Below are 11,889 nucleotides of genomic sequence, written 5' to 3' on the forward strand. Positions count from 1 at the left end.
AAATGGACGAAAACACAGAGTCCTACGATTTGCCCGACCTCTCGGAGCTTGACCCCCTGCCCGCAGAAGCGCCGCAGGAAGAAGCCCCCCAGCAATATACACGCTCGGCAACCGACCTGGCACCTGTCTTCGACGTACCGGTGAACATCAAGGCTGTGCTGGGCCGGGCAACCATGGATGTCGCTTCCCTTCTGAAGCTCGCACGCGGTTCCTTGATTGAGCTCGACCGCCGCGTCGGGGAAGCCATCGATATTTATGTGAACAACCGCCTCGTGGCACGCGGCGAGCTTGTCGTGGTCGACGAGCGGCTGGGCGTAACCATGACTGAAATCATCAAGGACAATGACACCAACTCATAGACCTTGAGCACATGTGTATGTGCGCAGAAGCGCAAGACCAATAAACACGCTTTGGCGTGAGGAGACCGAAAATGCGAGTTTTGATTGTTGGCAACATGAGTGGGCAGCTTGCCGTCGCATCCAAGATTGCGATGGACCGCGGTGCCAAAGTGTTCCAGGTCGACACCATCGCGCAGGCCACTACCGCCTTGCGCAATGGCAAAGGGGCAGATTTGCTTCTCGTCGATGTCAGCCATGATATCGCAGCCCTAATCGCCCAGAACGAGGCCGAGCATATCAGTGTGCCGGTTGTCGCCTGTGGCGTCTCCACCGATCCACGCACGGCGGCCAATGCCATCCGGCAAGGCGCGCAGGAATTCTTGCCCTTACCACCCGATCCTGAGCTGATCGCGGCCGTCCTTGCCGCCATCACAGACGACAACCGTCCCATGATCGCCCATGATCCCGCCATGAAGGCGGTGATCCGCTTGGCCGAACAAATCGCCCCTTCCGAAGCCAGCGTTCTGATCACGGGGGAAAGTGGCGTTGGCAAAGAAGTGATGGCGCGCTTTGTGCACCAGAATTCGCGCCGCACGGACAAAGCCTTCATCAGCGTCAATTGCGCAGCCATACCCGATAATCTTCTGGAATCAGAGCTGTTTGGACATGAGAAAGGGGCCTTTACCGGTGCCTTGGCCCGCCGGATTGGCAAGTTTGAAGAAGCCGATGGCGGCACACTTTTGCTCGACGAAATTAGCGAAATGGACATTCGCCTGCAGGCTAAGCTCTTGCGCGCCATTCAAGAGCGGGTGATCGACCGCGTGGGCGGCTCCAAACCTGTGCCCGTCAATATCCGTATCTTGGCCACGTCAAACCGCAATCTGGAAGAAGATGTGCGCGCCGGCAAATTCCGCGAAGACCTCTATTACCGCCTCAATGTCGTCAATCTATGCATCCCGCCCTTGCGCGATCGTCCGGGCGATCTGGTGGCTTTGTCGACCTATTTCATCAAGAAATACACGACTGCTAATGGCCTCAAACCAAAAGGTATTTCCAATGTGGCGCTGGAAGCCATCAAGGCAAATCCTTGGCGGGGCAATGTGCGGGAATTGGAAAACGCCATGCACCGCGCCGTTCTGTTGTCGGCGGGCCCCGAGATTGAGATTGGCGACATCCGCCTTCCAGATGGGTCCGCTTTAGGTACGGCTTCGACTTTGAACCCTCATGTCGCCACCGCTGGCCAAGCCATTTTGGCCGCCCAAGCTGTTCAAGCCGCGCCTGCCAATCTGGTTGGTCGCACGATTGAAGCGGTGGAGCAGGAAATGATCCTCGATACGCTGAAGCATTGTTATGGCAATCGCACCCATGCCGCGCAAATCTTGGGCATTTCGATCCGCACACTTCGAAACAAGCTGAAGCTCTATATGGATGCGGGCATCGATGTGCCTGCCCCTGGTGCCAATGAACCCCGCTTTGTGTACGGATAGGCCTAGCCCATGACCGATACGTCCGCAGGAATTGGGAGCAGCCCTAAGGCACCACAATTCGGCCTTTCAACCTTCTTCAAGGGGGTCATGACGGGCCAAGTCTTGATGGGGATTGGGGTTGTTGGGCTGGTGGTCCTTCTGATCATCCCCCTGCCGCCATTCATGCTGGACTTCTTATTGGCCATTTCGGTCACAAGTTCAGTTCTGATCTTGATGACTGCGCTATTCATCAAGAAGCCGCTGGAATTCAGCGCCTTTCCAGCGGTCTTGCTGGTCGCAACCATGTTCCGTCTTGGCCTTAATATCGCCTCGACGCGGCTGATCCTCAGCCAAGGCCACGAGGGTCCTGATGCTGCTGGCGAGATCATTGCCGCCTTTGGTGAGTTCATCATGGGCGGTAATTTCGTCATCGGGATTATCGTCTTCATCATCCTGGTGATCGTCAATTTCGTCGTGATTACCAAGGGTTCGACCCGTATCGCCGAAGTCGCCGCCCGCTTCAGCTTGGACGCCATGCCCGGCAAGCAAATGGCCGTGGATGCGGACTTGTCGGCAGGGCTTATCAATGAAGAAGAAGCCCGCCGTCGCCGGAAGGAATTGGAAGGCGAAAGCAACTTCTTCGGGGCGATGGATGGTGCGTCGAAATTCGTCCGCGGGGATGCCGTTGCTGGCCTCATCATCACGGCCATCAATATCATTGGCGGCATGATTATCGGGATGGCGCAAGAGGGTTTGAGCTTCAGCGAAGCGGGCACAACCTATACCCAATTGACAATTGGCGACGGTCTGATCAGCCAAATCCCAGCCCTCATCATTTCGCTCGCGGCCGGTATGTTAGTGGCTAAAGCCGGGGTGGAAGAAGCCGCCGAAGCGGCCCTAGCCCGTCAGTTGGCAGGTAGCCCACAGGCACTGGGCATGGTAGCCGCGACAGCCTTTATCGCTGGCGTTCTGCCCGGTATGCCCATGATTGCTTTCTGGTTGATCGGAGCTGGGGCCAGCTATTTGGCCTATAAGCTTTGGAAGGCTGAAGCCGAAAAGAAATTCACGTCTGATGTCGCGTCCTATGATGCCGCCAATGCGCCACCAAAGCCGGAAGAAGACGAGCCCATCGCGACAGCCCTGTCGATTGATGAATTGAAGATCGAGCTTGGCTATGGCCTCTTGGCATTGGTCAATGATGTGCAGGGTCGCCGCATCACCGATCAGATTAAAGCGCTGCGCCGTCAGATCGCTCAAGAATTGGGCTTTGTCATGCCAGCCGTGCGCATCTTGGACAATATGGCTGTTCCCAACAATGGCTATTCGATCCGCGTGAAAGAGATGGAAGCTGGCGAAGGCGAATTGCGCATCGGCCATCTTCTGGTGATGGACCCAGCAGGCGAAACACCCAATCTGCCGGGCGAACCCTGCAAAGAACCTGCCTTTGGCTTGCCTGCGGCTTGGGTCGCCGAAAGCTTCCGCGAAGAAGCCGCCTTCAAAGGCTATACGATTGTCGACCCCGCCACCGTCTTGACCACCCATCTGACCGAAGTGGTGAAGGACAATATGGCCGAGCTTCTCTCGATTGCCGAAGTTCAGCGCTTGATGAAGGAATTGTCGAAAGAGCATCAAAAGCTGGTCGAAGACACCATCCCTGCCCAAGTTTCGTGGGCGACGGTGCAGCGGGTCTTGCAAAGCTTGCTGCGCGAGCGTGTGTCGATCCGCGACCTTGCCACCATTATGGAAGCTATTTCTGAGGCCACGACCATGGATGCGGTGTCGATGGTCGAACATGTCCGGGCGCGTCTGGCGCGGCAAATCTGCTTCCAGAACCGCAGCCCTGATGGCTCTCTGCCCATTGTCGCCCTCTCGCCCAAGTGGGAGCAGGCGTTTTCCGAAGCCATTGTGGGCGAGCGCGGCGACCGTCAACTGGCACTAGCCCCCAGCCAGGTGCATGAGTTCGTGCAAGCCGTTCGTATTGCTTTGGACCGAGCTGCCCAAACAGGTGAGATTCCGGTCATTCTGACATCTGGCGGCATCCGCCCCTATGTCCGGTCGCTGATTGAGCGCTTCCGCGCCCAAACCATGGTGATGAGCCAGAACGAGATCCACCCGAAAGCCAAATTGCGCACCTTGGGCAGTGTCTAGGGTGGCTGACTGATGCGCGTCTTTACCTATTTTGCCCCCACCCTGCCCGAGGCCATCGCGCAGGTGCGGGCAGAGCTTGGCCCCAAGGCCGTTGTCTTGAGTTGGCGCAGCACACGCGGCGGAATTGAGATCAGCGCCTCGGCAGAACCCGGCACAAAACCGCGCGCTAAATCTGCCGTGGCAACAGAACAAAGCAAACCCTCTTTGGGCGCGACGTCCAAACAGGAGACTTTGGCCCAGCACTTCAAGCCCGAAGACTTCATGCGGGAAGCCCCACGCCCAGCCCCGGCCGACATCACCCCGCCGCCATCTGCAGCCAAGCCCAAGGCAGCACCGGTGACCAGTCGCGGCACGGCAGCCCTTCTGGGTCGGCAAGCTGCCGCCAAAGTCCCAGCGCGCGATCCCATACCGAACCCCGCCCCCACCGGCGCAAAACCGGTGGTAAAACCTCTGGCTACCGCCACCGCAAAACCTGTGGCCGCCCCTCACAACGAGACCCCGCAGGAAAAATCCAAACCGTCGCGTTTGGCCCTATTCTGGACGCGCGCTGGACTTACGCGTGAACAAGCGATCGCCATGTCGCTCAGCGATCAGGCGCACTTGCGCCATGCCCTTGCCGATTCGCTTTCCCAAAAGCTGCGATTTGACCCGATTGAGGCCGCACCTACCCGCCCGATCGTGCTGGTTGGGCCACCGGGTGCGGGCAAAACCGCTGCCGTCGCCAAGCTTGCAGCACGGGCTTTGGCCGTCGGCTATGAGGCCCTTCTGATCTCAGTCGATAGCGAGCGCTGCGGCGGAGCCGAACAATTGCGGGCTATGGCGGAGCGCTTGGGCACCCCCTTTGAGACCGCTACAACACTTCAGGACCTCACCCGCCTCAACAAACAAGCCCGCCAAGCCGGTCAATGTGTCTTTGTGGACGCGGCTGCAGCAAGCCCCATGCAACCTTCTGACATGCGCGCCACCGAGCGATTGGTCCAGGAAGTTGCCTTAGAACCCATTCTCTGCCTGCCCGCGGACATGCGCTATGAAGACCTCGAAGACTTGAGCTTGGCCTTTGCGCAGATCGGCACCAAGCGCGCCATCATCACCCGGTTTGATCTGACCAAGCGGCGGGCTTCGGCGGCCTTTGCCCTGCATAAAGCCGACATCGCCTTGGCACAGATTTCAGCCACGCCCTTTATCACCGGTGGCATTGCTTTGGCGTCTGCCCACCGGGTCGCCGCCCTTTTGCTTGAACCTTTCGACGACGTGAAAGCAGAGGATGCGGCATGAGCGAATCTGCAACCAAGATTGTGCCCTTTCCTACCCGTAAGCCGCCCGGCCGCATTGTCGCAATTGCATCGGGCAAAGGCGGGGTTGGAAAAACCTTTATCGCCGTCTCGCTGGCACGGGCTTTGGCCGAACAAGGCGAGCGCGTTCTTCTGGTAGATGGCGATTTGGGCCTGTCGAATGTCGACATTCAATTGGGGGTGCAGCCCGATCTCACCCTCGCCCATGTTATGGATGGGGAAGCAACCTTGGCCGAAGCGGTCATGCGCATTGCAGGCGGGGCTGCCAGCCCCGGTGGCTTTGATCTCTTACCCGGCAGCCATGGCATCGCAAGCTTTGCGGATTTGGGCGAACGCGACGTGCAACGCCTAGCGGCGGGCATTTCCGCACTGAGCTTTTCTTATGACCGCGTGATTGTTGATTTGGCAGCCGGCATTGGCCACGCCATGCTGAAACTTGCTGCCGATGCCGATGATGTGTTGATCGTGGCTTTGGATGAGCCTGCCTCTTTGACCGATGGCTATGCCTTTGTGAAGCTTCTTAAAAGCCGCAGACCCACGGCGCGCATTGGGGTTGTGGCCAATCGGGTCAGGAATAAAAAGGAAGCTGATCGCATCCATCAATCCTTTGCCCGGGCTTGTGGCAGCTATTTGGGCTTTGAGCCGGGCTGCGCAGGTGCCATCCATGAAGACCAGGCTGTGAAAGCAGCTTTGCGCGCGCAAACGCTCTTATCGCGTCACGCCCCGACCTCTACCGCTTTGGGCGATATGGAGACCGTAACCCAGCTGGTGAAGTCGGGTGTCGCGTTTGAAACCCGCGTCGCCGCCTGAGGCGCACGACCCACGCCCTAAGTTGACGCAGCTATCTGTTAGCAAATCCGCCTTTGGGCTGAACCGCCCTCTGCCCAAATAAGCTTGTCTGGCGTAGGAGGAGAGCATGGCTGTTGTTTCCGTCCTTCTTCCTTTGCCCCTGCCGGAAGCGTTTGACTATGTCGTGCCGCCCGAGCTGACGCTTGGACTTGGTGATGTGGTGGAAGTGCCTTTGGGGCAAAACCTGCGTATTGGTGTTGTCTGGGCGGTCAAGCCCGACAGCGATGGTAGCAATCTAAAGCCAGTTAAATCCCGGTTTGATAGTCCAGCTTTTTCCCCCGCGTTGCGGCAATTCATTGACTTTGCCGCGCGCTATCTCGTGACCCCGCCGGGGCAAGTCTTGGCGATGGTATTGCGGCAACCCGAAGCCTTAGGGCCCGGCCCGTTTGAGCGCTTGGCAGTTGCGACATCTTTGCGTCCCGAAAAGCTGAATGAAGCCCGCGCACGGGTCCTTGCGTATGCGCAAGAACCTATTCCCCGCGCGGCCCTTGCCAAAGTTGCAGGCGTTGGCTCTGGCATCGTGACAGCGCTCTTGAAATTGGGTGCACTGGAAGAAATCGAGCGGCCCGTCGATTTACCGTTTGACCCACCCGACCCCCACTTGCCCGCACGGCCCTTATCGGAGATGCAAGCCGACGCCGCCCATCTGATCGCCAAGGCAGTTCGCGCTGGTGGGTTCAGCCCCTTCCTCCTCGATGGGGTCACAGGCTCGGGCAAGACAGAGGTGTATCTGGAAGCCGTCGCGCAAGCCTTGATCGCCCGACCCGACGAGCAAGTGTTGGTCTTGTTGCCCGAAATTGCGTTGACCCAAGCCATTGTTGCCCGTTTTGAACAGCGCTTTGGGGCCACCCCCGCACAATGGCATTCCGATATTGGGGCGGCACAAAAGCGGCGGACATGGCGGGAAGTGGCAGCAGGGCGCGCCCGCATCGTCATTGGCGCCCGCTCTGCCCTATTCCTACCCTTCGCTAAGCTGTCCATGATCCTTGTCGATGAAGAGCATGACAGCAGCTTCAAGCAGGATGATGGTCTACGCTATCATGCCCGCGACATGGCGGTAGCGCGTGCGAAGTTTGAACAGGCGACCATTGTGCTGGGCTCTGCCACCCCTTCGATGGAAACCCGCCTCAATGCGGAGGCTGGGCGCTACCAACGCCTGCTTCTGTCGAGCCGCTATGGCGTGGCGCTTCTGCCTGAAGTCAGCCTCATTGACTTGAAGGAATATCCGCCCGAGCGCGACCAGTGGCTAAGCCCGGTATTGGTGCAAGCCATGGCCGAGACCTTGAAGGCGCACGAGCAAATTCTGCTCTTCTTGAACCGTCGCGGCTATGCGCCGGTGGTTTTGTGTCGCAAATGCGGCCACCGGATGAAGGCACCCGATACAGAGTCGTGGTTGGTTGAGCACAAATATTCCAACCGCTTGGTGTGTCACCTCACCGGCTTTTCCATGCGCAAGCCAGATGCTTGCCCCACTTGTGGGGCCGCGGATGGTCTGGTCTCGGTGGGCCCAGGCGTCGAGCGCATTGCAGCCGAAGCCACCGAGCGCTTTCCAGGCGCACGGATTGAGATTTTCTCCTCCGATACCGCCCATAACCCGCAAGCCGTGCGCGAACTAGTTGGTCGGATGGAAAGAGGTGAGATTGATGTTTTGATCGGCACCCAAATTGTCGCCAAGGGTCATAATTTTCCGAACTTGACGCTTGTCGGTGTTGTTGATGCGGATCTGGGACTTAAAGGCGGTGACCCGCGTGCAGGCGAGCGGACTTATCAAATGCTGAGCCAAGTAGCAGGGCGGGCAGGCCGCGCTGACCGGCCGGGCCGCGCCCTGATCCAAACCCATTATCCCGACAATGAAGCGCTGCAAGCTCTCGTCATGGGTGACCGCGATGCCTTTATTGAAGCCGAAAGCTTGGGCCGGGCTGCGGTGGGTGCGCCGCCCTTTGGGCGCATGGCGGCCTTGCACATCATGGCCCAGACCGACGAAGCTGCCGATGCTGCCGCCCAAGCCGCCAGTGATGCTTTGTTTCCTGCTGATGGCGTTGAAGTATGGGGGCCAGCACCCCCGCCTTTGGCCATGATCCGGGGATGGCGGCGGCGGCGCTTTCTGATCCAGTCCAGCAAAGAAGTGGACCTGTCGGCCTTTATGGCAGCGTGGCGGCGTGGCTTCCGTGTACCCGGCAGTGTGCGGGTCAGTATCGACATGGACCCTTACTCCTTCCTGTAGCCCACTGCCTGTTTGTTCTGAAACCTGCCTGCCGTCATTGACCTTGGCCAGCGTCACGCACAAAGAAAACCCATGCTGCTTGTTCATGCCAGAACCCTAGACCCTCTTTCGCGGGCCGTGCGCTTGGCACTGGGTGAGAAGCGCGCCGTTTTTCATGTGCGCGAAGCTCTGCCGTTTGACGCCGATGCCGGCCTTTTGGCTATCGCGCCTGATGGGGTGACGCCCGTTCTGGTGGATGATTCCTGGGGGCATGGGGCGACCATCTCCGAAGCGCTTGCGATCTTTGAGTATCTAGAAGATTTACTGCCCACCCCTCCGCTCCTACCCGGTGGGCCGTTAGAGCGTGCCGCCGTTCGCGCCATGACTATTCGGGCGATCCGAACCTTGGGGCCGATTGTTGACCATGTGGTGCATGAAAAGGCACGCAAAGCCCTTGCCCGGGGTGGCGCGCCTGATACCGCCATCCTGCGCCAAGCCACCTTGGCTGCAACCCAAACCCTTGACCAGATTGGCCGGGCCGCCGAGGCAGAAGGCTGGATTGGGGGTAAGAAATTGTCGATCACCGATATGGTGGCCGCCGCGCATTTCTCGGTACTGGATTATCTCGATGCCGTCAGTTGGAGCAGTGCGCCAGCGGGCAAGGATTGGTATGCGCGTTTGAAACAGCGCCCGGCTTTCAGACCCCTCCTGGGTGACTTGCTGGCGGGCCTTTCTCCGCCGCCGCACTATGGTGATTTGGACTTTTAGGAGGGCGCTTTGGCCAAGACCGCGTCCAAACAAAAGATCCTTAATGCCGCCTCCGTCAAGCAACTGGCTTATGAGCACGGCTTTGACGTCTGCGGCCTTGCCGACGCACGCGCCACTTGGGACGCAGAGGCCCGACTCCGCGCCTTTGTCGCAGCAGGCTATCACGGCTCCATGGGCTGGATGGAAGCAACACTCGACCGCCGCAGCCACCCTACCGCCATGTGGGAGGGGGCAAAGACTGCCATCATGCTGGGGGTCAATTATGGACCAAACTCAAATCCGTTGGATAGATTGGCAAGGACGGAGCAAGCCAATATCTCGGTCTATGCCGGTGGAGATGATTATCACGATGTGATCAAGAAGAAGCTGAAGGCATTTGCGGGGCTGTTGCATCGCCAAAGTGGCGCGGAAGTCAAAGTCTTTGTCGACACCGCTCCCTTGATGGAAAAGCCGTTAGCGGCACGGGCTGGAGTTGGCTGGCAGGGCAAGCATACCAATTTGGTCTCTACCGATTTTGGCTCGTGGCTCTTTTTGGGCTGTATCCTGATCGCTGAAGAACTGACCCCTGATCAGGCCAGCTCCGATCATTGTGGATCTTGCACAGCGTGCTTGGATATTTGCCCGACCAAGGCTTTCCCTTCACCCTACCAATTGGACGCACGGCGCTGTATCTCTTACCTTACGATTGAGCATGCAGGCCCGATTCCGGTGGAGTTCCGCGCCGCGATGGGCAATCGCATCTATGGCTGTGACGATTGCTTGGCCGCTTGCCCCTGGAACAAATTCGCACAAAGCGCTCGCGAGACGAAGCTGCAGGTGCGCGAGGCATTGACCGATCAGCGGCTGACGGACCTTGCCCGCTTAGATGATACCGGGTTTCGTGCGCTTTTTGCCAAAAGCCCGGTCAAGCGGATCGGCGTGGCACGCTTCTTACGCAATGTCGCCATCGGCCTGGGCAATAGCCAGCACCCCGACGCCGTGCCCGCCGCCCAGCATCTCAGCCACCATGACAGTGCTTTGGTGCGCGGGGCCGCCATATGGGCGCTGAAACAATTGATGTCGCCGGAGGACTTTTCAGCTTTGGCAGAGAACAGTATGGCCTATGAGCCCGACGCGTCTGTCCGCGCCGAATGGGAACAGCCGCTTTGAACCTCGCCACCCGCCCCGCGCCTCAGCCGCGCCCGCTGACCAAAAAGCCAAAGCCACGCAGCGGCTTTTGGGGGCTCTTGGGTAAAGTCATGCTTTTCGTGGTACTCGCCCCCATCATCTGGACCTTGGTCTATCGCTTCGTGCCCATTCCGGGGACATTTTTGATGGTCGAGCGCGCGTTCCAAGGCAAGGACGTGCGCCGCAACCCTGTCGCCCTCAATCAGATTAGCCCGCATCTGGTCTATGCGGTGATCGCGGCTGAAGATGCTAAATTCTGTAGCCATGATGGTTTTGATTGGATTGCGATCCAGAAAGCGGTGAAGAGCAATGAGCGGGGACGCAAGCTGCGGGGTGGTTCCACCATCAGCCAGCAGACCGCCAAAAACGTCTTCCTTTGGCCAGAGCGCTCGTGGGTGCGCAAAGGCTTGGAGGCAGGCTTTACTGTTCTGATCGAAACCCTCTGGCCCAAGCAACGCATCATGGAAGCCTATCTGAACGTGGCTGAGTTTGGCCCCGGCATTTTTGGTGCCGAAGCGGGCGCGCTTTATCATTTTGGCAAACACGCCAAGGACTTGACCCCAATGCAGGCTGCCCGCCTTGCCGCCATCTTGCCCTCACCTGCGAAATGGAGCCCCACGAAACCATCTCGCCGCGTGGCGCGAAAAGCTAATGGCATTGTGAAAGGTGCCCGCATTGTGCGGGAAAGCGGTTTGGGCACGTGCATCCGTATCCAACCCAAAAAGAAGCAAAAGTCATGATCGAGGAACGCGCGCTGCTAAACCGCATTGCTGAAGCCTTGGAGCGTTTGGCTCCGGCACCGGCACCCTTGCCGGCCCAAGATGGCCATCACGTTTTTGTCTGGCGCGGCGATCTGATGCGCTTAAGCCCGGTCGCCCAGCCCCGTCGGGTGCCCTTGGACTTGATCCTCGGGGTTGAGACGCAAAAGGCGCGGCTGCTTCTCAATACAGAGCGTTTTGCCGCCGGACATCCGGCTAATCATGCCATGTTGTGGGGAGCACGCGGCACGGGCAAGAGCGCCTTGGTCAAGGCCGTCCATCACCACGTGTGCAAACAGCACCCCGGCCTCAAACTGGTCGAGATCGCGCGCACAGATTTGAAAAGCCTACCCGATCTAGCCGACCGTTTAAGTGCGGCGGGCTGGCGCGCCTTGGTCTTCATAGACGATGTGTCATTTGAAGGTGCAGATGAGACCTATAAGGCGCTCAAAAGCGTGTTGGATGGCGGCGTCTCGGGCGCAATGGCTAATCTTTTGGTCTATGTTACCTCCAACCGGCGCCATCTGATCAATCGCCCAGACGGCACCCAAGCCGAATTTCGCCCCGAAGAAACGGTTGAAGAGCAAGTCGCTTTGCCCGAACGCTTTGGTCTGTGGCTGGGCTTCCAGAGTTTGGACCAGCCCACGTGGCTTTCGATTGTGCACAGCTATGCACGTGCCTTGAACCTCGCCCCTGACGACCCTGAACTGGACCGCACTGCCCTGCAATGGGCCGCCCAACGCGGTGCCCGATCTGGCCGCAGCGCATGGCAATTCGTGATTGACCGCGCTGGGCAGTTGGGGCTCTCGGTCGATTTCACCGATTAATACCATCCAAACGAATGTGATCCCCGCTGAAGCGTACCCATTCGCCGAGGGCCACATACCGGTGAGGTATGAA

Annotated in this window: 10 protein-coding genes; all 10 read left to right on the plus strand. The window is 58.8% G+C overall.

Annotated elements, in window-relative coordinates; genetic code table 11:
• The first annotated feature begins 2 nt into the window (after nucleotides 1-2).
• Entirely contained in the window at nucleotides 3-359 is a 357-nt protein-coding gene (gene fliN / locus B7364_RS01435; protein ID WP_085338163.1) for a flagellar motor switch protein FliN, read from the plus strand.
• Between the two features lie 71 nt (nucleotides 360-430).
• The gene (gene flbD, locus B7364_RS01440) at nucleotides 431-1,825 is read left to right on the plus strand and encodes a sigma-54-dependent transcriptional regulator FlbD (protein ID WP_085338164.1); all 1,395 of its coding nucleotides are present in this window, start codon (nucleotides 431-433) and stop codon (nucleotides 1,823-1,825) included.
• Between the two features lie 9 nt (nucleotides 1,826-1,834).
• Nucleotides 1,835-3,952 (plus strand): flagellar biosynthesis protein FlhA, encoded by a 2,118-nt coding sequence (gene flhA / locus B7364_RS01445; protein ID WP_085338165.1) that lies wholly within the window; start codon nucleotides 1,835-1,837, stop codon nucleotides 3,950-3,952.
• A 12-nt stretch (nucleotides 3,953-3,964) separates the two neighbouring features.
• Nucleotides 3,965-5,227, plus strand: coding sequence for a flagellar biosynthesis protein FlhF (locus B7364_RS01450; protein WP_085338166.1), 1,263 nt, complete (start codon nucleotides 3,965-3,967; stop codon nucleotides 5,225-5,227).
• Nucleotides 5,224-6,054, plus strand: a complete 831-nt coding sequence (locus B7364_RS01455; RefSeq protein WP_085338167.1) for a nucleotide-binding protein — start codon at nucleotides 5,224-5,226, stop codon at nucleotides 6,052-6,054. Before B7364_RS01450 ends, B7364_RS01455 begins: the two co-directional genes overlap by 4 nt.
• Before the next feature lie 106 nt (nucleotides 6,055-6,160).
• The gene (locus tag B7364_RS01460) at nucleotides 6,161-8,317 is read left to right on the plus strand and encodes a primosomal protein N' (protein WP_085338168.1); all 2,157 of its coding nucleotides are present in this window, start codon (nucleotides 6,161-6,163) and stop codon (nucleotides 8,315-8,317) included.
• A 72-nt stretch (nucleotides 8,318-8,389) separates the two neighbouring features.
• Nucleotides 8,390-9,064 carry a glutathione S-transferase family protein gene (locus B7364_RS01465; protein ID WP_085338169.1) on the plus strand — a complete coding sequence of 225 codons (675 nt, stop codon included), beginning with the start codon at nucleotides 8,390-8,392 and terminating at the stop codon, nucleotides 9,062-9,064.
• Between the two features lie 9 nt (nucleotides 9,065-9,073).
• On the plus strand, nucleotides 9,074-10,213 hold the full coding sequence (queG, locus tag B7364_RS01470; protein ID WP_085338170.1) for a tRNA epoxyqueuosine(34) reductase QueG: 1,140 nt from the start codon (nucleotides 9,074-9,076) through the stop codon (nucleotides 10,211-10,213).
• Nucleotides 10,214-10,302: 89 nt separating this feature from the next.
• A complete protein-coding gene (mtgA, locus tag B7364_RS01475) occupies nucleotides 10,303-10,971 on the plus strand; it encodes a monofunctional biosynthetic peptidoglycan transglycosylase (RefSeq protein ID WP_232780765.1) in 669 nt (222 codons plus the stop codon).
• Nucleotides 10,968-11,816, plus strand: a complete 849-nt coding sequence (locus B7364_RS01480) for an ATP-binding protein (protein WP_085338172.1) — start codon at nucleotides 10,968-10,970, stop codon at nucleotides 11,814-11,816. The genes mtgA and B7364_RS01480 overlap by 4 nt, the downstream gene beginning before the upstream one ends.
• The last annotated feature ends 73 nt before the right edge of the window (nucleotides 11,817-11,889 follow it).

The organism is Aquidulcibacter paucihalophilus (genome assembly GCF_002105465.1).
GTDB lineage: Bacteria > Pseudomonadota > Alphaproteobacteria > Caulobacterales > Aquidulcibacteraceae > Aquidulcibacter > Aquidulcibacter paucihalophilus.

What these genes read in the sequence shown, in the direction of transcription:
- B7364_RS01455 (WP_085338167.1), top strand. Translation starts at nt 5,224, where the DNA reads ATGAGCGAATCTGCAACCAAGATTGTGCCCTTTCCTACCCGTAAGCCG.
- mtgA (WP_232780765.1), top strand. Translation starts at nt 10,303, where the DNA reads ATGCTTTTCGTGGTACTCGCCCCCATCATCTGGACCTTGGTCTATCGC.
- B7364_RS01465 (WP_085338169.1), top strand. Translation starts at nt 8,390, where the DNA reads ATGCTGCTTGTTCATGCCAGAACCCTAGACCCTCTTTCGCGGGCCGTG.
- B7364_RS01480 (WP_085338172.1), top strand. Translation starts at nt 10,968, where the DNA reads ATGATCGAGGAACGCGCGCTGCTAAACCGCATTGCTGAAGCCTTGGAG.
- flhA (WP_085338165.1), top strand. Translation starts at nt 1,835, where the DNA reads ATGACCGATACGTCCGCAGGAATTGGGAGCAGCCCTAAGGCACCACAA.
- fliN (WP_085338163.1), top strand. Translation starts at nt 3, where the DNA reads ATGGACGAAAACACAGAGTCCTACGATTTGCCCGACCTCTCGGAGCTT.
- B7364_RS01460 (WP_085338168.1), top strand. Translation starts at nt 6,161, where the DNA reads ATGGCTGTTGTTTCCGTCCTTCTTCCTTTGCCCCTGCCGGAAGCGTTT.
- B7364_RS01450 (WP_085338166.1), top strand. Translation starts at nt 3,965, where the DNA reads ATGCGCGTCTTTACCTATTTTGCCCCCACCCTGCCCGAGGCCATCGCG.
- flbD (WP_085338164.1), top strand. Translation starts at nt 431, where the DNA reads ATGCGAGTTTTGATTGTTGGCAACATGAGTGGGCAGCTTGCCGTCGCA.